Source organism: Actinomadura rupiterrae (assembly GCF_024172125.1).
GTDB classification, from domain to species: domain Bacteria; phylum Actinomycetota; class Actinomycetes; order Streptosporangiales; family Streptosporangiaceae; genus Spirillospora; species Spirillospora rupiterrae.
Genome location: NZ_JAMZEA010000001.1, coordinates 717,374 through 742,448, shown reverse-complemented (window position 1 = coordinate 742,448; position 25,075 = coordinate 717,374). Strand labels below are relative to the sequence as shown.

Annotated in this window: 20 protein-coding genes; 12 read left to right on the top strand and 8 right to left on the bottom strand. The window is 72.1% G+C overall.

Features of this window, described 5'->3' with window-relative positions; genetic code table 11:
• Positions 1-10 precede the first annotated feature (10 nt).
• The 4 genes from FHU30_RS03330 to FHU30_RS03315 are packed head-to-tail and all read left to right on the top strand — an operon-like array spanning position 11 to position 3,813.
• On the top strand, positions 11-1,540 hold the full coding sequence (locus FHU30_RS03330) for a hypothetical protein (RefSeq protein ID WP_253871284.1): 1,530 nt from the start codon (positions 11-13) through the stop codon (positions 1,538-1,540).
• 55 nt (positions 1,541-1,595) lie between these two features.
• A complete protein-coding gene (locus FHU30_RS03325; protein ID WP_253871282.1) occupies positions 1,596-2,135 on the top strand; it encodes a hypothetical protein in 540 nt (179 codons plus the stop codon).
• Positions 2,132-3,280, top strand: coding sequence for a glycosyltransferase family 4 protein (locus FHU30_RS03320; protein WP_253871280.1), 1,149 nt, complete (start codon positions 2,132-2,134; stop codon positions 3,278-3,280). The genes FHU30_RS03325 and FHU30_RS03320 overlap by 4 nt, the downstream gene beginning before the upstream one ends.
• Entirely contained in the window at positions 3,277-3,813 is a 537-nt protein-coding gene (locus FHU30_RS03315) for a hypothetical protein (RefSeq protein WP_253871278.1), read from the top strand. Before FHU30_RS03320 ends, FHU30_RS03315 begins: the two co-directional genes overlap by 4 nt.
• A gap of 13 nt (positions 3,814-3,826) precedes the next feature.
• On the opposite strand, the gene FHU30_RS03310 is transcribed toward FHU30_RS03315, so the two are convergent.
• Positions 3,827-4,177, bottom strand: a complete 351-nt coding sequence (locus FHU30_RS03310) for a VOC family protein (protein WP_253871276.1) — start codon at positions 4,175-4,177, stop codon at positions 3,827-3,829.
• Positions 4,178-4,313: 136 nt separating this feature from the next.
• On the opposite strand from FHU30_RS03310, the gene FHU30_RS03305 reads away from it, so the two are divergent.
• Positions 4,314-5,465 (top strand): hypothetical protein, encoded by a 1,152-nt coding sequence (locus tag FHU30_RS03305; RefSeq protein WP_253871274.1) that lies wholly within the window; start codon positions 4,314-4,316, stop codon positions 5,463-5,465.
• 100 nt (positions 5,466-5,565) lie between these two features.
• Positions 5,566-7,302: a hypothetical protein gene (locus tag FHU30_RS03300; RefSeq protein ID WP_253871272.1), complete on the top strand. Its 1,737-nt coding sequence runs from the start codon at positions 5,566-5,568 to the stop codon at positions 7,300-7,302.
• A gap of 49 nt (positions 7,303-7,351) precedes the next feature.
• Here the strand turns inward: FHU30_RS03300 and FHU30_RS03295 are convergent, their stop codons facing one another.
• From FHU30_RS03295 to FHU30_RS03275, 5 genes are all read right to left on the bottom strand, one after another.
• Positions 7,352-8,356: a CDP-alcohol phosphatidyltransferase family protein gene (locus FHU30_RS03295; protein ID WP_253871270.1), complete on the bottom strand. Its 1,005-nt coding sequence runs from the start codon at positions 8,354-8,356 to the stop codon at positions 7,352-7,354.
• Between the two features lie 173 nt (positions 8,357-8,529).
• Entirely contained in the window at positions 8,530-12,027 is a 3,498-nt protein-coding gene (locus tag FHU30_RS03290) for a CDP-glycerol glycerophosphotransferase family protein (protein ID WP_253871268.1), read from the bottom strand.
• Between the two features lie 60 nt (positions 12,028-12,087).
• Positions 12,088-13,221 carry an acyltransferase family protein gene (locus tag FHU30_RS03285; RefSeq protein ID WP_253871266.1) on the bottom strand — a complete coding sequence of 378 codons (1,134 nt, stop codon included), beginning with the start codon at positions 13,219-13,221 and terminating at the stop codon, positions 12,088-12,090.
• A gap of 142 nt (positions 13,222-13,363) precedes the next feature.
• Complete coding sequence (locus FHU30_RS03280; protein WP_253871264.1) at positions 13,364-14,812, bottom strand: LCP family protein; 1,449 nt, start codon at positions 14,810-14,812, stop codon at positions 13,364-13,366.
• Positions 14,813-14,872: 60 nt separating this feature from the next.
• Entirely contained in the window at positions 14,873-15,673 is an 801-nt protein-coding gene (locus tag FHU30_RS03275) for a TIGR03089 family protein (protein ID WP_253871262.1), read from the bottom strand.
• 123 nt (positions 15,674-15,796) lie between these two features.
• On the opposite strand from FHU30_RS03275, the gene FHU30_RS03270 reads away from it, so the two are divergent.
• The 3 genes from FHU30_RS03270 (at position 15,797) to FHU30_RS03260 (ending at position 20,150) form a co-directional block, all read left to right on the top strand.
• Positions 15,797-17,881 carry a hypothetical protein gene (locus tag FHU30_RS03270; protein ID WP_253871260.1) on the top strand — a complete coding sequence of 695 codons (2,085 nt, stop codon included), beginning with the start codon at positions 15,797-15,799 and terminating at the stop codon, positions 17,879-17,881.
• Positions 17,882-18,143: 262 nt separating this feature from the next.
• Positions 18,144-19,022, top strand: coding sequence for a glycosyltransferase family 2 protein (locus FHU30_RS03265; protein ID WP_253871886.1), 879 nt, complete (start codon positions 18,144-18,146; stop codon positions 19,020-19,022).
• A 3-nt stretch (positions 19,023-19,025) separates the two neighbouring features.
• Complete coding sequence (locus FHU30_RS03260; RefSeq protein WP_253871258.1) at positions 19,026-20,150, top strand: glycosyltransferase family 4 protein; 1,125 nt, start codon at positions 19,026-19,028, stop codon at positions 20,148-20,150.
• A 45-nt stretch (positions 20,151-20,195) separates the two neighbouring features.
• Here FHU30_RS03260 and trxA read toward each other — a convergent pair whose 3' ends face one another.
• Both trxA and FHU30_RS03250 read right to left on the bottom strand, forming a co-directional pair.
• Entirely contained in the window at positions 20,196-20,522 is a 327-nt protein-coding gene (gene trxA / locus FHU30_RS03255; protein WP_253871256.1) for a thioredoxin, read from the bottom strand.
• The gene (locus tag FHU30_RS03250; protein WP_253871254.1) at positions 20,519-21,562 is read right to left on the bottom strand and encodes a lysylphosphatidylglycerol synthase transmembrane domain-containing protein; all 1,044 of its coding nucleotides are present in this window, start codon (positions 21,560-21,562) and stop codon (positions 20,519-20,521) included. Before FHU30_RS03250 ends, trxA begins: the two co-directional genes overlap by 4 nt.
• A gap of 134 nt (positions 21,563-21,696) precedes the next feature.
• On the opposite strand from FHU30_RS03250, the gene FHU30_RS03245 reads away from it, so the two are divergent.
• From FHU30_RS03245 to manB, 3 genes are all read left to right on the top strand, one after another.
• The gene (locus tag FHU30_RS03245; RefSeq protein WP_253871252.1) at positions 21,697-22,404 is read left to right on the top strand and encodes a class I SAM-dependent methyltransferase; all 708 of its coding nucleotides are present in this window, start codon (positions 21,697-21,699) and stop codon (positions 22,402-22,404) included.
• Positions 22,405-22,673: 269 nt separating this feature from the next.
• Entirely contained in the window at positions 22,674-23,837 is a 1,164-nt protein-coding gene (locus FHU30_RS03240) for a glycosyltransferase family 4 protein (RefSeq protein ID WP_253871250.1), read from the top strand.
• Positions 23,838-23,977: 140 nt separating this feature from the next.
• Complete coding sequence (gene manB, locus FHU30_RS03235; protein ID WP_253871249.1) at positions 23,978-25,045, top strand: mannose-1-phosphate guanylyltransferase; 1,068 nt, start codon at positions 23,978-23,980, stop codon at positions 25,043-25,045.
• Positions 25,046-25,075 lie beyond the last annotated feature (30 nt).

Here is a 25,075-nt window from a genome sequence, read left to right as displayed (position 1 = left end):
GGAGCGACCTGTGGTGTCCACGGCGGCCGGGGACGGTGTGCGCGCACGGCTCAGGGCGGCGCGGCCACCCGCCGGGGCCGCCCGCGCGCACTGGGTCTTCGCCGCCGCGCTCGTCCTGGGCGCGCTGCTCCGGCTGGTCGCGCTCTTCGGCTACCCGACCGTGTTCTGGTTCGGCGACTCCGGCACCTACCTGAAGAGCGCGCTGCACTTCACCCCGTCGCCGCTGCGGCCGTCGGGCTACTCGCTGATGCTCTGGTTCCTGCACCCGTTCCACGACTTCCGGCTGGTCGTGGCGGTGCAGAACCTGCTGGGCCTCGGCACGGCCGTCCTGCTGTACGCCGTCACCTGGCGCTGGACGAGCAGCCGGTGGCCCGGCAGGCCGTGGGCCGCCGGGCTGCTCAGCACCGCCGTCGCCGTGCCCGTCCTGTTCGACGCGTACCAGATCCAGCTCGAACACATGCTCATGTCGGACGTGCTGTTCGAGTTCCTCGCCGTCGCCGCCGTCGCGGCCCTGCTGTGGCGGCGGCGCGTCACCTGGCGGCTCGGCCTGCTCGCGGGCGTCCTGCTCGCCGCCGCCGCCCTCACCCGGACGGTCGGCATCCCGCTGCTGTTCATCGCGGTCGCCTACCTCGCCGTCCGGAACCTGGCGGACAGGCTCGCCGAGCGCAGGGCGGCCGGCGCCGAGCTCTCGGAAGGCACGCAGCGGCAGGCGGCAGGGCGGTTGGCGCGGTGGCGGCCGCTGGGGGCGATGGTCGCGATCTTCGCCGTCCTCCTCTGCGGCTATGCGAGCTGGTACGACGAGGCGCACGGGCGGTTCGAGCTGTCCGCCACCAACGGCTTCTTCTTCTACGGGCGGACCGCCGCGTTCGCCGACTGCGCCAAGATCAAGCCGCCGCCGTCCCTCGCCGGCCTCTGCCACGACTGGAAGCACGACATGCCGGGCGTGGCGCCCGGATACGCCGCCCTCTGGGGGCCGCGCTCGCCCTTCCGGACGATGCCGGACGGCGTCGCCGACGAGGAGGGCAACCGCCGCGCGTCCCGGTTCGCCCAGGCCGCGATCGCCGCCCAGCCCGGCGACTACCTGAGCCGGGGCCTGCGCGACACCGCCCGCTCGTTCTCCTGGGGACGGTCCGACTACCCGACGTCCTGGACGGTCCGCGAGTACCGCTTCCCGTCCCGCCACTGGCAGCCGAAGTCCGCCGTGAAGCCCGCCCGCGCCTACGGCCGGGGCACGGCGGCCCCGCGCATCGTCGAGCCCTTCGCGGGCTGGATGCGTGCGTACCAGAAGGTCGTCTTCCTTCCCGGGGCGCTGCTCGGCGTCCTCCTGCTGGTCGGCCTGGCCGGTGTCGCACGCCGCGCCCGCGACTGGGGAGGGGTCGCCCTGCTGCCCTGGGCGACCGGGTTCGCGCTGCTCATCGTGCCCCCGTTCAGCGCCGACTTCGACTACCGCTACCTGCTGCCCGTGGTCCCCTTCGCGGCCCTGGCGGCCGCCCTCGGCTGGTTCTCCGAACCGGTTTCGAGCACTTCTCGCGATCTGTGATACTTCGGAGTCCGTGGACGGCGACGAAAGGGCGAGGATGGCGGCGGAGACCAGCGTGGGAGAGGGCTCCCACGCCGAGATCGGACAGGTCTGGCCGCGCGACGGCCACATCCGCATCCTCGGCACCGTCGTCACCGGCGGAACGCCGGACGAGACCCCCGTCGACGAGCCGTGGACGCTCCGGCTCACCTCCCGCGAGCGCCGCAAGGCCCCCGCCCCCACCGTCGCCGACCGGATCGTGAACCGGCTGAAGCGCAGCGTGACCCGGTCCGCCGAGCGCACGCCGTCCCGGCTGTTCTTCCCCGTGGTCACCGACGGCCCGCACTTCGAGGCGGTCGTGCCCGTCCGCGACCTGGCCGTCCGGGACGCGCTGCCCCGCGAGCACTGGGACCTGCACCTGGTCTCGGCGCGCGGCGGCAAGAAGCTGGTGCTGCGGGTGGGGCGTCACCACGACGACCTGCCGGGTAAGAAGCAGATCGTGAAGTTCCCCGAACAGACCGAGGCGGGCGTGGACGTCCTGCCGTACTACACCGACGGCGACCACCTGTCCGTCCGCTGCGCGCGGCGCGACTCCGCGAAGGGGGCGTCCGCGTGAAGCTGACCTACCTGATCTACAACGCGTTCGGCGTCGGCGGCACCGTCCGGACGGTGTTCAACCAGGCCAACACGATGGTCGAGCGCGGGCACGACGTCGAGATCGCGACCATGCTGCGCTACCACGAGGAGCCGCCGTTCCCGCTGGACGACCGGGTCCGCGTCACCGCGCTGGTCGACAACCGGTCCGGCTCCTACGTCGACTGGGACCGGTACGAGGGCGAGGAGGACACCTCCTGGCACGACCGGTTCCCCGCGGGCGTCTCGGAGAACGCCGACAAGCGCCGCCGGATCAACGCGATGATCCGCTTCCTGCGCGGCCTGGAGGGCCGGATCGTGGTCGGCACCCGGCCCACGATCAACCTGGTCATCGCCGAGTTCGCGGACGAGGCGCTGGTCCGGGTCGTCCAGGAGCACGCGGGCCTGTCCACGCACAAGGGCGAGTGGCGCGAGGCGATCGACGCGGCCTACCAGGGCATGGACGCGATCGTCTGCCTCACCGAGGAGGACCGCGCCGCCTACGCCGAGGCGTTCCCCGGCGTCCGGGTCGAGCGCATCCCGAACGCGCTGCACTCCCTGGACGTCCCGCGCACCGACTTCTCCCGGCACCAGGTCGTCAGCGCCGGGCGGCTCGACGGCAACAAGGGCTTCGACATGCTGATCGAGGCGTTCGGCCAGGTCGTCGAGGCCCACCCGGACTGGACGCTCCGCATTCACGGCGGCGGCCCGGACGAGAACAAGCTCCGCAAGCTGATCCTCGCCAAGCACCTCTACAACCACGTCTTCCTGACGGGCTCCACGAACCGCCTGGACGACGAGCTGGCCAAGGGCTCGGTCTTCGCGATGAGCTCCAAGTCCGAGGGCTTCGGCATGGTCCTGCTGGAGGCCATGAACTGCGGCCTCCCGGTCGTCAGCTTTAACTGCCCGGTCGGCCCGCGCGAGCTGGTCACCGACGGCCAGGACGGCCTGCTCGTCCCCGAACGCGACGTGGACGCCCTCGCCGCGGGCATCATCCGCCTGATCGAGGACGAGGAGCTCCGCCGCGACCTCTCCCAGGCCGCCCTCAAGAAGGCCGCCGAGTACGGGCCCGACCCGGTCACCGACACCTGGGAACACCTCTACGAAGCCCTCACCGCCGCCAAGTGACACCCCTGGCCCCCGATCTCGGCCGGGCGGAGGGGGCGGCCCTGCGGGACGGCCTGCTGGAGATCGCCTCGGGGCTGTTCCCGGAGCGGGCTCCGGTCGTCGTGCGGGAGTGGGACGACCTCGTCCGGTTCCGCGAGGAGGAGATCGGGCGGCGGCCGGTGGTGGTGATCGCGGTCGCGGGGGACGGGACCGCGGGCTTCGAGGACGTCCGCGACGCGGTGGAGGCCGCCGGATGGCGGCTGAACTCGCGCTGGAACCCCGCTGCGGACCCGCGTGACGACACGGCCTCCCGCGACGGCTGCCACTTGATGATCAACGAGGCGGACGGCGGCGGGCTGCTGACGTTCGCCGCCTGGACGCCGGTGGTGTTCGACGATCCGGGCTGGCGGCAGCCCAGCTACACCCGGAGCACCGTGAACGGGAAGCTGTGCCCTGGCCGAGGAAGGCGGACGTCCCGTTCCGCGGTTCGTCGGCACCTGCAAGGGCTGCGCCAAGGGGCGTGCCTATTCGTTCGCGCTCCCGAGCCCGGCTGAGTGACCTGCTTGATCAGGCGGGTGGCGGCGTGGGGTGGCGGGGTTCGTAGAGGCCCAGCTCCGCGCCGCTGGGCAGGCGGAGGCTGGTGCGGAGGCCCCAGCCCGCGTCGGTGATGGGCCGGGTGAACTCGACGCCCTTCTCGGTGAGGTCGTCGACGGTCGCGGTCACGTCGTCGCACTTCAGGTAGAGCTCGGTGGCGGGCTCGCCGTCGGTGGGGTGGGCTGCCAGCTCGGCGGGCGGCAGGCGGAAGATGAGCCAGCCGCCGCCGGCGTCCACGTGCGGCAGGCCGAGGACGTCGCGGAGGAAGGCGCGGTCCGCCCCGGCGTCCCGGCTGTACACGATGGCGTGCGCTCCGTTGATCATGGCCGTGACGATACGGGGGCGAGGGGTCGGGCGCGGCGGGGCGCCGGGCCGGGGCGGGCCAAGTTTCGGCTTGGGGGATCTTTGGCGCCGGTGTGGGAAGGGATACCGGTGGGGGGAGTCCGGTAGGCAGGGAGCCATGGCTGAGGTGGGTCGTTGCGCGGTTCTGGGGGTCGTGCTGGCGGTCGGGGCCGGTGGGCTCGCCGGGTGCGCGGGACGGCCCAAGGGGAGCTGTTCGCTCGAATTCGACGATGCCGCGTACGCCCAGAAGGACGCCTCGGTGAAGGTGAAGGGCGTCCATAAGACCGTCCGCTACCGGCTTTACTCGGGGATTCCCTACGTCGCGAAACCGGTGGACGTCGGGCACCAGAACCTGAGCGTCCGGGTTCCGGTCTCGGTCGATGGGAAGCGGGTGGATTCCGCCGGCGCGCCGATCCTGCTCGACAACTCCAGCAGCGGCGAGGCGTCCGAGGCGGCGGACGCGAAGGCCCTCGCCTCGGGGTTCGTGGTGGTGACCTCGGCGGTGCGCGGGGACGCCTGGGACGGGATCGTCGACCTCAAGGCCGCCGTCCGGTACGTCCGGCGCAACAAGGGCAGGCTGCCCGGCGACGTCGATCGGATCGTCGCCACGGGAAGCGGCGCCGGAGGCGGTCTGGCCGCGCTGCTCGGGGCGTCCGCTGGGCGGGGCCAGTACGACGACGCGCTGGACGGCCTCGGGGCCGCTGAGGAGTCCGACCGCGTCCACGCCGTCGCCGCGTCCGGGCCGGTGACCGAGATCGGGAAGGCCGATCTGGACTTCGACCGGCACTGGTTCCTGACGAACTACCTCGAACCGTCGGCGACCCGGTTCCTGAAGGGCCTGCCCGAAGGCGCGCGGGCCCTCTACCTGAAGCGCAATCCCTGGATCACCTGGATGGGCGGCCGGATCTCGTTCGGCTTCGGCGACTTCCTCGGCCATGTCGGCGCCCCGCAGGCTGTGCCGGGCGGGCCGCAGGCCGCGTTGGGTGGGCCGCAGGGCGCGCTGGGCGGCGCGAAGCGGAAGCCGGTGCTGTGGAACGCGATGGACTTCGTCCGGCAGCGGAACCCGGCGCGCGCCCGGCACTGGTGGCTCCGCGCCGGGACGGACGGCGCCGGCGTGCCGCTCACGGTCGTCGGGAGCCTCGCCGCCGGGCTGGAGAGCCTCGGGGACGACGTGGACGCCACCATCGACTGGAACGGTACGCCCGGAGACGCCGCGGCGGACGGCCTCGTCGCCTGGATCACCCGGACCGTCGCGCGCCGTTCCCAGTGAGGCAACCGCCCGCGGCACTATCCTTCGAGGTGGCGGCCGGATCCCCCCGCGGCGCGGGCCGCCGTACTCCGCAGTCCCCGCCTAGCACCACGGAGCCGGTTTGTCCGACGGGACCTCCCTCGATGCCGTCCGCACGTCCAGGCCGAGGTGGGCCGCCCTCCCGCGCGTCCGGGTGCCGCGGCCCGCGCTGAAGCGCCCCGGACTGCCTTCGCTCAAGGGGCGGCCTTCGCTCAAGAGGCGGCCCTCGTTCAAAGGTCTGGGGCGTCCCACGCTGAAAGGGTTCGGGCGGTACCTCGCGGCGCACGCGGTGTTCCTGGTCGTCGTCGGCGGCGCCATCGCGCTGCGGGTCGTCGCGCTGCTCGGCTTCCGGTCCGTGCTGTGGTTCGGCGACTCGGGGACGTACCTGGCGGGCGCGCTGGACCTGCGGCCCTCGGCGCTGCGGCCGTCCGGGTACTCGCTGATCCTGGCGGCGGTGAGGCCGTTCCACGGGTTCACCGGCGTGCTGGTGATGCAGCACGCGATGGGCGTGCTGATCGGAGTGATGATCTACGCGCTGCTCCAGCGGGCGCTGCGCCGCGGCTGGCCGCGGCTGTGGATCTGGGTGCCGGGCGTGATCGCGTCCGTGCTCGTCCTGCCGGTGCTCTACGACGGCTACCAGATCGAGCTCGAACACCTGCTCATGTCGGACGTGCCGTTCACGTTCATGCTGACCTGCGGGATCACGCTCGCCATGTGGTGGCGCAAGACGCCGTGGTGGGCCGGCGCACTCGCTGGGTTCGTGGTGGGCGCGTCCGCGGACGTCCGCTCGGTCGGCCTGCCGATGCTGATCGTCCTGGTGTTCTGCCTCGCGGTGCGCCGGACGGGCTGGCGGACGGTCGTCGCGGCGGCCGTCGCGGGCATGGCCCCGCTGATCGGCTACGTGATGTGGTTCCACTCGTACTACGGGCAGTGGTCGTTCACCTCGACCGACCAGGTCTTCCTCTACGGGCGCGTCTCCGACTTCGCCGACTGCGCCCGGATCAAGCCCGAGCCCGAGCTGGTGATCTTCTGCAACAAGGCCATGATCCGGGACCCGAGCGTCGCCGCCGCGTTCCAGACCATGTGGAGCGAGGACTCGCCGTTCAACCAGCTGCCCTGGAACATGTCCGACCCGAAGACCAACGAGCTGGCCGGCCGGTTCGCGATGGCGGCGATCAAGAAGCAGCCCGGCGACTACGCGCATACCGTCTGGCGCGACACCTGGCGCGCGTTCGCCTGGAAGCGCGTCGACTACCCGAACCCGGGCACGGTCGAGGAGTACGAGTTCCCCGAGGGCGGCGCGCTGCGGGCGTGGAACGCGATGGCCGCCTACGACTACGGCGGCAGGACCGCCCAGCCCCGGGTCGTGGAGCCCTACGGCGGCTTCATGCGCGACTACCAGCGGCACTACTTCATGCCCGGCACGTTCATCGGCGTCCTGCTCGGCGCTGGGCTGGTCGGCATCGTGATCAGGATCCGCCGGGTCGGCGGCCCGGTGCTGCTGCCGTTCGGGGTCGGGCTCGCGCTGCTGGTCGTCCCGGCGGCGACGGCCGACTTCGACTACCGGTACGTCCTGCCGTCGGTGCCGTTCGCCGCCCTGGCGGCCGGGCTGGCCTTCGCCCGCGAGGGGCGCCGCGATCCGGTCCCGGCCGTCCCCGCTCCCGCCGAGCCGGTGGCGGACGCCCCGGAGGACGAGACAGAAGCGGCGGCTCCCGAAAAGGCTCCCGACGCCGTTTCCGATGAGGCGGCCGAAACGGCCGAGGAAAGGGAGTCGGAAGAGCCGCAGGAGCCGGAAAAGGCGGACGCCCCCGGCCGGTGAGAGGCCGAGGGCGTCCGATGAAGCGGGTCGGTCAGCGAGGCCGGGGAGGTCAGGCGAGCGAGAGGCGCTCCAGCTCCTCCTGCGGGAGCTGGGCGCGGGCCTCCTCGACGCGGCGCTCCAGCTTGCCGAGGGACTTGGTGTAGGTGCGGCTGGACAGCCAGAACTTGTAGATGATCACCAGCTCGAAGGCCAGCATCCCGATGCCCGACAGCACGGTCACCGGGATGATCGCGCCCGGGATGACCGCGGCGACGATCGGCGCGACGATGAACACGCCCATCTGGAACTCGATGCCGGAGATCAGGTGCGGGCGGATCCGGCCGCGCAGCAGGGCGTCGCGGATGCGCGCGTACCAGGGGAACTTCTTGTTGAACTCGGCCTGGAGCGCGACGTTGGGGTTGTCGCCGACGACCCGGTCCTCCATGTCGGCCTCGGGGTCGTTGCCGAGCGCGCGCTCGGCCGACGACAGCTCGGCGTCCACCGGGACGGCCGGGACCTCGCCGCGGGCGGCGCGGGCGACGGCCTCCAGCGCGGCGGCCTGCTCGCCGAGGTCGCGCAGCTTGTTGCGCATCTGCGAGCGGACCTTGTAGATCTCCAGGGCGTCCATGTAGCGGAGCATGTCCAGGAACACCACGGCGACCGCGGTCCAGACGTAGGCGACGTTGCCGGTGCGCGCGTACGCGCCGCCCATCAGGGCGATCGCGCAGGCCAGCACCCGGACGCGGTCGAAGATGTAGTCCAGCCAGGCGCCGAAGATCGAGCCGGTGCCCTTGAGCCGCGCGATCTTGCCGTCCATGCAGTCGAGCGTGAACGACAGGTGGTAGAGCAGCGCGCCGACCAGCAGCATCGGCCAGGTGCCCACGGCCCAGCAGCCGCCCGCGCCGAGGCCGAGGATCAGCGCGCCGACGGTGAGCTGGTTGGGGGTGATGTTGGTCCTGTTGGCGGTGAACTTGACCAGCCGCGAGGCGAGCGGATCGACCAGCAAGACCGTCCACCATGCGTCACGCGCTTTGTACGTCCGTTGCCGAACGTCATCGAGCGTGAAGTTCGCCATGGAGAGCCTGTCCTTTCGAGAAAAATGGATCGAGGCCGGTCCCCGTGCCTCGGATATGTCGCGACCCCGGAAATGACTCCGTCCAGGAAATGACGCTACCCCGCGCCACCTGATGCTACCGGCACGCCACCCGCCGGTCTCCGCGAAGACGCCCAGTCGTCACCGGGAAGTGATCATTCGGACGTCAGGGACAGCAGGTGGTCGACCACCCGCGCCGAGGCGAGCCCGTCGTCCATCGCGCAGTACTTCTGCCGGAACGCCGCGTAGGCGGCGGCGTGGTCGCCGCGGGTCGCGTCGATCCCGCGCAGCGCCTCGACGACCTCGTCCGGCTCGCGCAGCAGCGGGCCGGGCGCCTCCGCGGTCAGGTCGAAGTAGGTGCCGCGCAGCTCGTCCTGGTAGAAGTCCAGGTCGGGGACGTAGAACAGCAGCGGCTTGCCGGTCGCGGCGAAGTCGAACATCACCGACGAGTAGTCGGTGATCACGACGTCGGCGATCAGGTAAAGCTCGGAGATGTCGGGGTAGCGGGTGACGTCCACCACCGACGAGCCGATCCCGACCGTCCGGTCCGCGACCATGTGGTGCTGCCGGACGAGCACCGACCACGAGTCGCCGAGCGCGCCGGCGACCTGGTCGGCGGGCAGCACCATCTCGGCCGTCCGGCCGCCGGTGAGCCAGATGTCCTCGCGCCAGGTCGGCACGTACAGCGCCACCGGCCGGTCGTGCGGGACGCCGAGCCGCTCCCGGACGACCCGGGCCCGCTCCTCGCGGTCGGCGGCGAACAGCATGTCGTTGCGCGGGTAGCCGACCTCCAGCACCTCGCCCTCGTACCGGAACGCGCGGCGCAGCATGCCGGTGACGTGCGGGCTGGGGGACAGCAGCCGGTCCCAGAGCGGGACGTCCTCGGCGAACCGGCTGAGCTTGGTCGTACCGGACGCGATCCGGCCGCTCTGCACCAGGTCGTAGCCGATGGTCTTGAACGGCGTGCCGTGCCATGTCTGGAGGTAGGTCTGGCCGGGCCGCTTGGCGAAGCCGGGCAGCTTGAGGACGTTGTCCACGACGAACCGGGCCGAGGACAGGGCCTCGTAGTACTCGCGGGAGCCGCGCAGCACGATCCGCGGGTCGCCGACCGGCACCTGGAACTGCCCGTCGGCGGTCGCCCAGACCAGCTCGAACGGCAGGTCGCGGCGGACCATCTCCTCGTAGATCGCCTGCGGGTTGTCGGAGTACTGCCGCGCGAAGTAGCTCTCGAACACCACCATGTCGCGCAGCGGCGCGGTGTTGGACGGCCCGAAGAACGTCTTCTGCAGCTCGCGCTGCGCGTAGGCGCCGCGCTCGTCGTCGGTCAGCGCGGGCCGGACCCACAGGTGCAGCAGGTCGCCGCGGTGCGCGCGCAGCTCCAGCTCGTGCACGCCGACGAACCGCGGCTCGGGCAGGTGGGCGCGGGCGCCGCGGTCGATGCCTACGGTCAGGTCGCCGTGCGCGCCGGGGGCGTACAGGTCCCAGCGGCCGCTCGGCAGCGGCAGCTCGCCGCGCCGCCCGTTCAGCAGCGCGGTGAAGTACTGGCCGTCCCAGGACAGCGGGACCTCGTGCGCCTCGGTGGAGCGCCGCCGCCGCATGACCAGCCGGTCGGGTCGGGTCGCGTCGTCGCCGGACGACCCGGTGATCTCGATCGTCGTGCCGTCCAGCCAGCGGACGCCGGTGACGGTCAGCCGCGGCGCGCGCTCGACGAGCGTGAGGTTGCCGTACTTGGTGGCGATCACGTCGTACTCGTGGCCGGACACGTAGGCGCGCAGGTCGACCAGGTCGGCCTCGACGGCCAGCCGGAGCTTCGGCTTGCCCCTGGTCTTGAGCGAGACGTCCCAGTCGATGCTGTCGATCGCCTCGGTGGCGTCGCCGGCGCCGGTCTGCTCGGCGAGCTTGGTGAGGTCGATGTCGGCGGCGAACTCGGCGCGCCCGCCCTCGCCGCTCCCGGTCGCGGTCAGCGGCTGCTTCACCGAGGTCATGCCCTGCCGGAAGTCGATCTGGACGTGCCCCTTGGCGTAGGCGGAGTCCTCCTTGCGGACCCAGCCGGTCAGGTGCAGCCGGTCGCCGTCCACGCGGGCGCTGGTGACCTTGGCGCGGACGGGCTGGATGCCGATCACCAGCTCGCGCGCCTGGGTGTACTTGGGCTTGATCAGCTGGCCCGGCGCGATCTCCCGCTGCGGCGGCCACAGGCCCGAGCCCTTCGGCCCGGCGATCCGGCCCTGCTTGGTCACGCCGTGCGCGGTGACGGTGACGTAGGCGTGCCAGGTGCCGTCGGAGGTGCCGAGGTCGCGCGGGTCGAGCTCGATCGCCCAGCCGGACCACGAGTGGTCGGCCATGGCCTGCTTGCTGTCGGCGGTGACGTCCGGGCGGCGGACGCGCTCGACGGCCGGGCGCAGCGTCTTCGACATCAGCACGAGGCGGCGCTTGCGCAGCTCGATCTCGATGGTCGAGTCGGCCTGCTCGGGCGTGTGCAGCCGGTTGATGTAGGCGTGGCCCTCGATCCGGAGCCGCCCGTCGCGCCAGGAGAAGTCGTCGACGCCGGTCATCAGTTCGAGCTCCTCGCGCAGCTCGAACAGGTCGTCCGGGAAGCGCGGGTCGCCGAGGAACGGGTAGTCGCCGTACCACTTGCCCGGGTGGCCGGGCCGCTGGATCGCGCTGAACCGCTCCGGCGCGCTCTTGGAGAACATGACGATCTCCTCCAGCTCGGGCATGAGCCCCTTGCGGACGGCGTGGAACTTCAGCCGGTCGATCGAGGGGAGGTCCTCGTAGAGGTGCGGCGCGACACCGTCCAGGAACGCGTTGACCAGGCCGAGGAAGGTCTCGCGGTACTGGTCGTCGCCCTGGTCGACGACGTTGACGTAGATCCGGATGTCGTCGGACAGGGCGAACCCGTCGTACCGGTCCTTGAGGTCGGCGGCCTTGGCGGCCAGGAAGTCCGAGGCGGACTGCACCGACTTCATGCGGTCGCCGAGGTTGCCCGGCTCGGTGCGGCGCTGGGTGATCGAGCGCGCGCCGGTCTCGCGGATGCGCCAGTGGTAGACGGGCTCGTGCAGGACGTCCACCTTGGACGCCAGCACGTGCGCGGGGATCGTGACCGGCGCGTCCTCGTAGAGGCCGGGCGGGAAGGCGAACTGGTGCCTGTCCCAGAACGCGCGGCGGAACACCTTGTTCCAGGCCGTCCGGTCGCGCAGCAGCTCGGGGAACTCCCGGACGTGCGTGCCCTTCCGGTCGACCTCGAAGATCTTCTCGTGCATGGCCGACTTCTGGAGGCCGTTCACGCCGAACCGGCGGACGCCGCCGCAGGCCATGTCCGAGCCGGTCTCCTCCAGGGAGGCGACCATCAGCTCGTAGGCGTAGCGCGGGATGATGTCGTCGCTGTCGGCGAACGCCAGGTACTTGCCGGCGGACGGCGGTACACCCGCGTTCCGCGCCGGCCCGAGGCCCTGGTTCTGCTGCTGGACGAGCCTGAACCGGCCGTCCTTGGCCGCGAAGTTCTTGGCGATGGTCGCGCTGGAGTCGGTGGAGCCGTCGTCCACCATGATCACTTCGAGGTCGCTCAGCGTCTGCCGGGCCAGGGACTCCAGGCAGGGTTCGAGGTAGGCCTCGACGTTGTAGAACGGCACGACGACGCTCAACAGCGGTGACACGGCACTCCAACGGCTGGTATGGGGATGCCGGACCCGAGCCCGGATCCGGCAGTGTGCAGGCTATCCGACGGGCGGTTTCCTGAAGGCCCAGTCAAGTTTCGGTTCCATGGCCCACCGGAAGCAGAGGACCACGGGTTTGGAGCAGAGGAACGTGCCCACGGCGCAGGCCCCCGCCATCACGGCCAGCACACCGGGGACGGTGTGCATCCAGGACGCGTCCCACCAGCCGGTGTACCCGAACAACCGGGTGATGAAGCCGTGCAGCAGGTAGGCGTACAGGGTGGTGGCGCCGAGGCCGGTGAACCAGGTCCGGCGGCGCGGGACGAGGGTGAGGAACGCCGCGATCAGCACGAGCGCGCAGACCATCATGATCAGCCGCATGCCCGAGCCGGTGATGTTGTCGACGCCGAAGTCGCTGTGCGGGTTCTTCCAGTAGACCCAGTCGAGGTCCATGTGGTCCTTGGCGACCCAGGCGGCGCCGACCGCCGCGATCAGCACGGCCGCCCCGATGGGGCGCGCGACCGGCTTCTTCAGCAGCTCGAAGTGCGCGGGCTTCAGGGTGAGGCCGAGTACGTAGAACGGGAGCAGCCCGATCACCCGGTGCAGGTCCAGCGTGCTGCCGAGATCGGTCATGTAGGACAGCAGGGAGAACCCGACGGCCACGGCGACGGGCCAGCGGATCAGCTGCCAGACCGGCGTGGACAGCCGCCACAGGAACAGCGCGCACAGGAACCAGGTCAGGAAGTACGGGTCGAGCAGGCTGATCTCCAGCTTGTTCCGCCCGACCGCCCAGTCGAAGACGGTGTAGCCGGTCTGGAACACCACGTAGGGCACGCCGACGGCGGTGATCAGCTTGCGCGTCCGGTTGGCGGAGAACGTCCAGTTCCGCGAGAAGTAGCCGGTGATCACGATGAACAGCGGCATGTGGAACATGTAGATGGCCAGGTACAGCGTCTTGGCCAGCGGGACGTTCCCGAGCTGCGCCAGGCAGTGCCCCATCACCACGAGCAGGATCGCCATGAACTTGGCGTTGTCGAAGAACGGGTCGCGCTGCTTGCGCGGCCGGTCGCCCGGAGTGAGTGGAACGTTCCCCTCCGTGCTCGGCGGCGGGGCGGGCGCCTCTCCCGGGGGACCCGCCTGCCGCGGGACGCGCTCGGTGCTCGGATGCGCGGGAGGGGTGCCGGTGTACGTCATGAGGTCCTTGGCGGGGTGGGACTTCGGTCGGATACTTCGGTCGGATACGCGGAAGGACTCCGGTCGCGGAGGCCGGTCCGGGGCGGACCGTGCCGGTTCGGGCTGGTCGGGCCGCCTGGTCCGGCCTCCGCGGGGTGCGCGGTTAGTTGCCGTCGCAGATGTTGTCGTCGGCCTTGATCTCCCCCTGCTGCTTGGGGATCGGGCCGCCGCTCTTGGCGTTCTTGAGGTTCGTCCAGTTGGTGCCGATCACCAGGTCTACCAGGCCGGACTGCCCCGAGGAGGCGGCTGACGGGGCGGACGCGTCGGGCACCTGCGCGGCGAGCACCTTGGCCTGCTGGTCGGCGCCCGGTCCGTACTGGATCTTGGTGGTGGAGCTGATCGGCTTGTTGCCGCCGACCTCGACCTGGAAGCCCTGCTCGCGCAGCGCGGCCGCGACCCGGTTGGCCTGGCCGCTGGTACCGCTGGCGTTGTAGACCCGCACCCTGACCTGGCTCGCCGGGATCTTCGGCGCGGCCGTGCCGCCGCCGCCCGCGGGCTTCTTCTCGTCCGGCACCGAGCGGTCGTTGCGCAGCGCGTTGAAGAAGGTGTCGGCGTTCGGCTCGCTCAGCACGACCCGGTTGTGGTCGGCCGGGTCCGGGCCCCAGGGGACGGTGATGAACCGGAGCTTGCCGGACGTCATGCCCTGCATGCCCTGGCCGATCTTCAGCATCGTCGGCCCGGTCAGCTCGCTGTCGGTCTTCAGCGACTTGGTGCCCGCGTTGATCAGGCCCATCAGCTTGCCGGGGTTGCTCAGCACGCCCGCGCTCATCGCCTTGTTGGCGAGCGCGCCCATGAACTTCTGCTGGCGCTTGATGCGGCCGAGGTCGGAGCCGTCGCCGAGGCCGTGCCGGACGCGCACGTAGGCCAGCGCCTGCTCGCCCTTGATGACGTGCTTGCCCTTGGTCAGGTGCAGCTTGGACTTGGGGTCGTCCACGTCCTTGGGGAGGCAGATCGGCACGCCGCCGATCGCGTCGGTGATCGACTTGAACCCGACGAAGTTGACCTCCATGAAGTGGTCGATCCGCAGGTTGGTGATGCCCTCGATCGTCTTCAGCGTGCAGGACGGCCCGGCGAGCGTGTAGGCGGAGTTGATCTGCGCCTTGGCCTGCGCGGGGGTGCTGCCGCTGCCGTCCGGCTTCTTGCAGGACGGGATCGGCACCATGAGGTCGCGGGGGAAGCTGACCCCGAACGCCTGGCCGCCGCCCGGCGACAGGTGCAGCAGGATGATCGTGTCGGAGCGCGGGGGCTCGTTCTTCATGGAGCGGCCGTACTCGGCGTTGGCGCCCGCCCGGCTGTCGGACCCGAGCAGCAGGATGTTCATCGCGTTGTTCAGCTTCTTGGGCCGGTTCGGGCCGACGAGGTTGTTGGTGTCCTCGTGCGCGATGTTGCCGAACGCCTCGCGGTAGAAGCCGTACATCGTGAGCGATCCGGCGACCATCACCGCGGAGAGCGCGACGCATACCCAGCCGAGGATGCGCCAGCCGCGTCGGGGCGCCGACCCCGGTGGGTCGGCGTCATCGACGTACTCCATGTACATGGGGTTGTCGTTCATCGGCTCCGTGGTGGGGGTCGGGCCCGCCCGTGGGGGTCGCGGAATCAGTCAGAGGTTAGGTCAGCCAAGCCGCTGGAAGGGGCCGGATCCACCATCAGCTCCGGACAGCCCCGCCGTTGCGGTCACATGCTCCAGGGTCAGTCGCCGATCTAGCGACGCTTTGTCAAAGTTTCGTTGGATTATGACGGAAGATCCAGAGGCTAGCGGTGCCAGCAGGGTGATCAGTACCCCCTGGAGGGTGGTGAGGGGCACGTGAACCAGGAGCCGATCGCGAGCGTCCAAGGCCCCGCTCGACGCCGCCGCCCGCCCCTCGCCGACCAGATCCGCCCCGGTGTATGTGGTCTTTGTCACAGTCAGCAGGGGTTCGTCGGCAAAGGAGCGCTGCGGCCGGAACCGGTCCCCGTGCGCGCGGACCTCGGTCGCGTAGTCGGTCACGCCCGGCGGGACGTCCGCCATCGGCCCGCCGAGGGCATGCAGCGAGAGCCCGATCAGCTCGTCCGCCTGGGAATCGTCCACGTCCGCGAGCCTCTCCTCGGCCACCGCGAGGAGGTACGGGCCCTCGACGTCGCCGGGTTCATCCAGGTGGACGTGCAGGCCCGCCGACCATGAGGCCATCAGCCAGACCAGCGTCTGCCAGTGCTCCGGCAGCGCCAGGACGACCTTGTCGCCCGGCTGCGCGCCGAAGCCGTCCACGAGGAGATTGGCCGTTTTCGCGACCCAGTTGGCGAAGACCTTGGCCGAGAGCTCGATCCGCTCGCCCCTGGCGTCGTCGTAGAAAGTGACAAACGGACGGGACGGGTCGGACTCGACGCGGGCCGCGAGGAGCCCGGCCGGGTCCGTCGCGATCTTGGGATCGGTCATGCCACGGAGCGTACGACCTCGGCCCGGGGTCCCGCTGACCTCGGCCGCGTCGGCGTCGCGCGGCGCCCGGCACGGAGGGATGCCGATACGCTCCGCTTCGATGGACGACCGGGGAATCCACCGATGAGCGCGGGGCGGCTGCTCGCCCGCATCACCGTCGCACCCGCCCTTCTGCTGGTGGCGTGGCTGACGGTGTCCGCGCCGTTGCTGCTGGGCGGCGTCCTCGACATGGGACCCGCGCTCGCGCTGTTCGTCCCGGTCGCCGTCGTGGTGCTCTGGCTCGGTCTTCGGGACGCGCCGCGCGCGGACGGCGAGCCCCGGCCCGGCCCGATCGGCCCGGTCCCGCGCTGGTCGGCGTTCGGCGTGCTCGCGGTGGCGCTGGCCTTCCTGGCCGTCCAGGTCGCGATGTGCTCCGAGCAGATCATCGTGCGCCGCGACCCGGCGTCCTACGTGCAGTTCGCGCTCTGGCTGAACGACCACGGCTCGCTGCCGATCCCGCAGGACCGGGCCGCGTTCGGCGGGTCCGACCACGCGCTCGGCTTCGGCTCGCTGGCCTTCTACCAGGTCGGGGACGACATCGACCCGCAGTTCATGGCCGGGCTGCCGCTGGTGCTGGGCTTCGGCGGCTGGGTCGGCGGCGTCCGGGCGATGCTGCTGATGGCGCCGGTGCTCGGCGCGGCGGCCGTGCTCGCCTTCGGCGGCCTGGTCGCCCGGCTCGTCGGGCCGCGCTGGGCCCCCGCCGGGGCGCTGCTGCTCGCGCTGACGCTCCCGATGATCTGGGTGTCGCGGTCCACCTACAGCGAGCTGCCCGCGATGGTGCTGCTGTTCGGCGGGCTCGCGCTCCTGTACGACGTGCGCGCGCAGGCCGCCGACGAACCGCGCCGCACCGGGCGGTACTGGCGGCTGATGCCGACCTCGGCGCGCGCGAAGGCGTTCCTCGCCGGCGGCATGCTCGGGCTGATCGTCCTCGTCCGGATCGACGGGCTGCGGGACGTGCTGCCCGTCGTGGTGTTCGCCGGGCTGCTCGTCGCGCGCCGCCGCACCACCGGCGTGCCGCTCGCGCTCGGCCTCACCGCCGGGGTCGCGCTCGGCCTCGCTGAAGGCTTCCTGCTCTCCCGGCCGTACCTGGTCTACCTGCGCGGATCGCTCGTGCCGCTGCTCGCGATGACGGTCGCGCTGGTCGGTCTGACCGGCGTTCTGATCCTGCTGCTGAGGTGGGAGCGCACCGGGCCCCGGCTCCGCGCGCTGTCCGCCTCGGTCGCGCGCGGGCACATCCCCGACATCGCCGCGTGGCTCACGCTGGTCGTCGTGGCGCTGTTCGTCGCGCGGCCGTGGGTCCAGACCGTCCGACGCGTCCCGGCGAACCCCGACGACGCGCAGAACGCTCACTTCATCGAAGAGGTCCAGCGGATCAACCACCTGCCGCTGGACGGCACCCGGCAGTACTCCGAGCTGTCCATGCACTGGGTGATCTGGTACATCGGCGTGCCCGCGCTGCTCGCCGCCACGTTCGGCGCGGCGCTGCTCGTCCGGCGGCTGCTGCGGCGCCGCACGCCCGAGTGGCTGCTGCCCTACGCGGTGATCGTCTGGACGACCGTCCTGGTGCTCTACCGGCCCGGGATCACGCCCGACCACCCCTGGGCGTCCCGGCGGCTGATCGCCGTCGTCATCCCCGGCCTGCTGCTGCTCGCGGTCTGGGCGGCGGCCTGGCTCGTCCGCCGGATCCGCCGCACCGGGTACGGACGGCGGCCCACCGCGCTCGCCGCGCTGGCGTCCTGCGCCGTCCTCGGCGTCCCGATCGGGCTGTCGTCCGCGCCGTTCATGATGGTGCGGACGCACCAGGACGAGGTCGCCGCCGTCCGCGACCTGTGCGCCCGGATCGGCCCCGGCCGCTCGGTGGTCATCCTCGACCAGAACTACGCGGACCAGTTCCTTCAGGTGATTCGCAGCATGTGCGGCGAACCCGCCGCGCGGATCGCCGCGGACGCCACGCCGGCCGACGTCTGGCGTGTCGCGGGCAAGGTCTACGACGCGGGCCGCATCCCCGTCCTCATGGGGGCGACCGCAGGCGAGGTGACCCCTTACGGGCAGCCGGTGCACGCCATGACGCTGCGCACCCGGCAGGACGAGCGGACCCTCGTCAAACCGCCCAAAGGCACCTGGACGCTGAACCTCGACGTGTGGATCACCGAGCCGCCGCGCCCGTGAGCGACTATCCTCGCCCTGCGTGAGTACCCAGCCCGCCGCGTCCACGACCACCCGCGCCCCGGAGCACGCTCCCGACGGGGCTCCGGCGCCGGAACCGGCCTCCGATGCGGCCCCCGTGACCACGCCCGAAGCCGAGCCCGTACCCGAGCCCGAGGCGGCATCGGCGCAGGCAGCCGGTACCGAGCCGCTCGACGAGGCCCTCGACGAGGTCCTCGCGGAGGCCGCGCCGCAGCCCGCCGCCGAGGACGACCGGCCCGTCCACGTGACGATCGTGCTGCCCTGCTACAACGAGCAGGACCACGTGCTCGACGAGGTCGAGCGGATCACCAAGGCGATGGACGCCAGCGGAATGGCGTATGAACTCCTGGCGGTGGACGACTGCTCCACCGACCAGACGCTGGCCCGCCTGCGCGAGGCCGCGCCGCGCTTCCCGAGCATGAAGGTCGTCGCGTTCCGGCACAACAGCGGCTCCGGGACCGTCCGCCGGATCGGCACCCAGCAGGCCCGCGGCCAGATCGTGGTGTGGACCGACGCCGACATGACCTACCCGAACGAGCGGATCCCCGAGCTGGTCGCCATGCTCGACCAGGACCCCTCGATCGACCAGGTCGTCGGCGCGCGCACCTCCGAGGAGGGCACGCACAAGCTGCTGCGCGTCCCGGCCAAGTGGTTCATCCGCAAGGTCGCCGAGCGGCTCACCAACACCAAGATCCCGGACCTGAACTCCGGGCTGCGCGCGTTCCGGCGCGAGGTCTCGCTGCCCTACCTGCGGCTGCTGCCGCCCGGGTTCTCCTGCGTCACCACGATCACCATCGCGTTCCTGTCGAACCAGCACCACGTCGCGTACGTGCCGATCGAGTACGCCAAGCGCGCGGGCACCTCGAAGTTCCACTTCGTCAAGGACGCCTACCGGTACATCCTCCAGGTGCTGCGCATGGTGATGTACTTCAACCCGCTGAAGGTGCTGATGCCGCTGGCGCTCTGGCTGATCGTGATCGGCCTGGCTAAGGGCGTGTTCGACATGGTCTGGCACTTCGGCTACTTCGCCAGCAACACCATCCTGATCTTCGTCACCGGGCTGATCATCGGGTCCATGGCGCTGCTCGCGGACCTGATCGTGCGCTCCCGGGGGGACGGCTAGCCGATGCGGATCGCGGTCGTCGGGCCCGCCTTCCCGTACAAGGGCGGCGGCGCGCACCACACCACCGAGCTGGCGCACCGGCTCGCCGCCGCCGGGCACGAGGTCGTCGTCGAGTCGTGGCGGTCGCAGTACCCGGGGTTCCTGTACCCGGGGCAGCAGACCATCACCGAGCCGGAGGGCGAGCCGTTCCCGGACACCCTGCGGCGGCTCGACTGGCGGCGTCCGGACGGCTGGTGGCGGGCCGGGCGCTCGCTGCGCGGCTGCGACCTGGTGGTGCTCGCCGTGCTGAGCCCCATCCAGGTGCCCGCCTACCTGGGCATCCTCGCGGGGATCGGGCGGCGCGCGCCGGTCGTGGCGCTCTGCCACAACGTGCTGCCGCACGAGCGGCGGGCCTACGACCGTCCGCTGATGACCGCGCTGCTGAACCGGGTGTCCGGGGTGCTCGTGCACTCCGAGCAGCAGGCGACGCTCGCGCGGACGCTCACGACGCGTCCGGTGCGGGTGGCGGAGATGCCCGCGCACCTGCCCACCCCGTCCGCTCCGGCGGAGCGGGACGGCGAGGTTCGGCGGCGGCTGCTGTTCTTCGGGATCGTCCGGCCGTACAAGGGCCTGGACGTGCTGCTGAACGCGCTCGCCGAGGGCCCGCAGGACGTGTCGCTCACCGTCGCCGGCGAGTTCTGGGGCGGCCTGGACGACACGAAGGCGCTGGTCGCGTCGCTGGGGCTCACCGACCGGGTCGAGCTGCGGCCCGGGTACGTCCCGGCGGCCGAGGTCCCGGCGCTGTTCGCGGCGTCGGACGCGCTCGTCCTGCCCTACCGGGCGGCGACGGCCTCGCAGAACGTCTGGATGGCGTTCGAGCACGGCGTCCCGGTCATCGCGACCCGCGTCGGCGGGTTCCCCGGCCAGGTCCGCGACGGCGAGGACGGCCTGCTCGCCGACCCGGACGACGTCGCCTCGCTCGCGGCGGCGCTCAAGCGCTTCTACGGGCCGGGGGAGCCGGAACGGCTGCGGGCCGCGGTCGAGGCTCCCGACCACGGCCCGCTCTGGGACTCCTACCTGACCACCCTCACCGGCGCCGCGGCCCCGCCCGGAACTCCGGAGGAGCCGGACACCCCGGACGCGGCGTGAACGCGGGCGCCGCGCCGACGCGGGCGCGTCAGGCGCGGGGGCGGGTCAGGCCAGGTGCGGCTCGAGGATCTTGAGCAGCGCGCGCTTCGGCTTGGCGCCGACGATCTGCTCGACCACCTCGCCGCCCTTGAACAGCAGCAGGGTCGGCAGGCCCAGCACGCCGTGCTCGTTCGGCGTCTTGGGGTTCTGGTCGTAGTTCAGCTTCGCGATCGTGATCTTGCCGTCCTGCTCGGCCGCGATGGCGTCCAGCACCGGCGCGATCATCTTGCAGGGGCCGCACCAGTCCGCCCAGAAGTCCACCAGGACCGGGGTCTCGCTCTTGAGGACGAGCTCGTCGAAGGTCGCGTCGGTGACGGTGATGGGGGCGCTCATGCTTGCTCCTTGGTGGGCCGGGTGCCCGTCGGCTGCGTACTCGGGGCCTGGGTGCCGGCGGCCTGCGTACCGGTCGGCTGCGTACTGGTGGAAAGTTCGGCCGGTCCCGGTTCATTCCCGGTCGTCCGATCTTTTCGGGCCCGCCGGCCGAGCAGGACGGCGCTGCCCGCGCCGGCCAGGTCGGCGGCCGTCTGCAGCACCCGGGACGCCAGCGCCACCACGATCGGCGCGCCGGTCGGCATGACCGGCGTCAGCACCAGCACCATCACCGCCTCGCGCGCGCCCAGCCCGCCGGGCGCGAGGAACACCAGCAGCCCGACGACGAACGCCAGCGCGTACGCGCCGGTCGCCAGGAACGGCAGGCCCGCGCCGGACCCGCCGGCCGCCATGCTGAGCAGCCACAGGTGGCCGCCGAACAGCAGCCATCCGGCGACCGTCCACAGCACCGCGCGGAGCGTGGCGGCCACGCTGACCGGGTGCTCCAGGGGCGTCCGCCGCAGGGTCCTGAGCACCAGGTTCAGGGCCCACGTCACGATCTTCGGGTGCAGGCACGCCAGCAGCACCGGGGCCAGCAGGAACAGCCACCAGTACCGCTCGCGCGCGTCGGGGGACGTCAGCGGCAGCGTGACCGCGGCCACCGCGAGCCCGCAGGCCGTGGACGTGGCGATCGCCAGCACCGTCGCCGAGAAGCTCCGCGCCCTCGGCACCTTGTACTCGTGCGCCATCTCGACCTGCGACACCAGGACCCAGACCATGCCCGGCACGTACTTGCCGAGCCCGGAGACGAACGCGATCCGGTACGCCGCGCCGAGCGGCAGCTCGGACCCGAGACCGGCCAGGAACGTCCGCCAGGCCAGCATCCACGCCACGAGCCCGGCGAAGCCGAGCGCGAAGGCTCCGAGCAGCGTGTACCAGGACATCTGCTCGAACGCGTGCACGGTGTCGTCCCACTTGGAGGCGACCGACCAGACGCAGAACCCGAGCGCGAGCAGCAACAACACCACGCGGAGCGCGCGCATGGCCACGGCCTTCTGAGTCACGCCCCCAGGGTAGGGGACCCCCGGCACCCGCCGCGGTGACGCGGACGGACGGTGCGGTCGTTCCGTCCGGTCGTTCCGTGCGTGACACGCGGAGGACACCCGCCGGACGGGGCATCGTCTATAGGCTGGGGCCGATGAAACTCTCGGATGTGGTGGCCTTCGTAGGGCATCAGGTGCACGTGTGCCGGTACCGCGAGGCCGGGACGCTCCTCGGTTGGATGGGCAGTGACCTGCGCGGCAAGAAGGTGCTGGACGTCGCCGGCGGCGACGGGTACTGGGCCGGGCAGACGCGCAAGCGCGGCGCGCACGCGGTCTCGATCGACCTGGCGCGCGGGAAGATGGAGTACGGGCAGACGCTCGCGTACCCGCCCGCGCTGATCGAGTGCGACGCGCTGAAGCTGCCGTTCCACGACGGCTCCTTCGACGCGATCCTGTCGGTCTGCGCGATCGAGCACTTCGACGACGGCGGGACCTCGCTGGATGAGATGTCGCGCGTGCTGAAGCCCGGCGGGCAGATCTTCATGTCCGCCGACGTGCTCAGCCGCGCCGACTCCTGGCCGAAGCTGCGCGACGCGCACAAGGCGAAGTACCACGTGCAGCACACCTACACGCACGAGTCGCTGGCCAAGCTCATGGACGCGCGCGGCCTGGACCTGGTCCGGCACTCCTACCAGTTCCGGACGGCGGCGGCCGAGCGGCTGTACCTGTCGCTGTCGGCGTACGGCGGCAAGGTCGGCTTCAACGCCGCCGCGCCGCTCGCGCCGCTGGTCGCCGCGGCCGACGCCAAGGCCCCGAACGAGCGCGGCAGCATCGTCCTCGTCCAGGCTCGCAAGCGGGCCTGACCGCGGGCTGCGCGGCACGGCCCGCGACTGCGGGGCTCGCAACCGCGGGGCTCGCGACACGGCCTGCAATCGTGGGGCTGCGCGGCGCGGCCCGCAGCCGCGGGGCTCGCGTCGGGGCGTCCGGGTCCGAGCGCAGGTGGGGCGGGCCGGCGGGTGGCGGGCGCGCCATGCCGTCCAAGGCGGTCCAAACGCGGATGAAACCCTCGGGTCGGGCCCGATCGGCGTAGGCTCGGGGAGTAAAGGGTGATCTACGTCACGGGGGTGGGATCGTGCCCAGCGAACTGCGGCCGCCGCGCGTCCTGCTGGACGCCACCGCCGTGCCCGCCGACCGGGGCGCGCTGAGCCGCTACACCGAGGGGCTGCTGCGCGCGCTGCACGGGCTCGGGGCCGATCTGGCGGTGGCGTGCCAGCGGGTGGAGCAGGAGCGGTACGTCGCGCTCGCGCCGGACGCGCAGGTGGTGCCGGGCCCGGCGGCGCTCGCCCACCGCGCGGCCCGGCTCGCCTGGGAGCAGACGGGCCTGCCGCGCGTCGCCCACCAGGTCGGCGCGGACGTGCTGCATCTACCGAGCTACGCGATCCCCGTCCACGCGGGCCTGCCGACGGTCGTGACGATCCACGACGTGACGCTGTTCGCCGAGCCCGAGCGGCACGACCCGCTCCGCACGTCCTACATCAAGTCGGCTACCCGGACGGCGGCGCGCCGCGCGACCCGGATCGTCGTGCCGTCCAAGGCCGTCCGGGACGACCTGGTCCGGCTGCTGGGCGCGCCGCCCGACCACATCGACGTCGCCTACCACGGCGTCGACCACGGGGCGTTCCGGCGCCCGACGCCCGAGGAGGTCAAGCGGGTCTCGGACCGGCTCGGCCTGCACGGCCACCCCTACGTGGCGTACCTGGGCGCGCTGGAGCCGCGCAAGAACGTGCCGAACCTGATCCGCGGCTGGGTGCGGGCCTGCTCCGGACGCGCCGACCCGCCCGCGCTCGTCCTGGCGGGCAGCGGCGGCTGGGACGACGAGGTCGACGCGGCGCTCGCGGTCGTCCCGAACCACCTGCGGGTCGTCCGGTCGGGGTACCTGCCGTGGTCGCTGCTGCCGGGGTTCCTCGGCGGCGCGCTGGTGGTGGCGCTGCCGAGCCGCGGCGAGGGTTTCGGTCTGCCCGTTCTGGAGGCCATGGCCTGCGGCGGGACGGTCCTCACCACGCGCCGCGGCCCGCTGCCGGAGGTGGGCGGCGAGGCGGTCGCCTACACCGAGCCCGACCCGACCGCGATCGCGCAGGCCCTGTCGGCGCTCCTGGACGCGCCCGAGCACCGGGTCGAGCTGGCCGAGGCCGCGTCGGCCCGCGCCGAGGCGTTCACCTGGGAGGGCTCGGCCCGCGACCACATGGCCGCCTACACCCGCGCGATCGACCGCTACGCGGCGACGCACCCGTCCTGACGCGCCCCGGCCGTGCCCGTGGCGGTGTCCTCACGGTGCGGAACGAGCCGTCGCCGGAACGCGTTAGGCTCGCCGGACGACGCGTTCCGGACAGGAGCGCCTCGGACGGCCGCGGTTTCGGACAGCGCTGAAGGAGTCCAGTGGAAGCGATCCTGCTGGTCGGGGGACAGGGAACCCGGCTGCGCCCGTTGACGATCTCGACGCCGAAGCCGCTGCTGCCCACGGCCGGGGTCGCGTTCCTGGCCCACCAGCTCGCGCGGGCGCACGAGGTCGGCGTGACGCGCATCGTCTTCGCCACGTCCTACCGCGCGGAGATGTTCGAGGCGGCGTTCGGGCGCAAGGCGCAGGGCGTCGAGCTGACCTACGTGCACGAGAGCCAGCCGCTCGGCACCGGCGGCGCGATCCGGAACGCGGCGGCGGCGCTGTCGTCCGCCCCGGACGACCCGGTGCTGATCCTCAACGGCGACATCCTGTCCGGGCACGACGTCCCGGCGCAGGTGGTGCTGCACGAGCAGTCGCAGGCCGCCGCGACGCTGCACCTCACCACCGTGGACGACCCGTCCCGGTTCGGCGTGGTCCCGACCGACGACAACGGCCGGGTGACGGCGTTCCTGGAGAAGGCGGCGCGGCCGGTCACCAACCAGATCAACGCGGGCTGCTACGTGTTCCGGCGCTCCGCGATCGACGCGATCCCGGAGGGCGAGGTGGTGTCGGTCGAGCGCGAGACGTTCCCGACGATGATCTCGTCCGGCGCGACGGTGATGGGCTACGTCGAGTCCGCGTACTGGCTGGACGTCGGCACCCCCGAGGCGTTCGTGCGCGGCTCCTGCGACCTGGTGCTCGGCCGGATCGCCTCGCCCGCGATGCCCGGCGCCGCGGGCGACCGGCTGATCCTGCCGGGCGCGGTGGTGTCCGACGGCTCGGTCGTGCGGGAGGGCACGACGGTCGGCCGCGGCGCGGAGATCGAGGCGGGCGCGACGGTGCTCGGCAGCGTCCTGCAGGACGGAGCGTTCGTCGCCGAGGGCGCGACCGTCCGCGACTCGGTGATCGGACGCGGCGCGCGGGTCGGCCCGGGCGCGGTCCTCGACGGCGTCATCCTCGGGGACGGCGCGAGCGTCGGACCGGGCAACGAGCTGCGCGACGGGCTGCGGCTGTGGCCGGGGATCTCCCTGCCCCCTACCGCCGTCCGCTTCTCCACCGACGCCTGATCTGCCCGGACGCGGCCCGCCGCGCGAGTC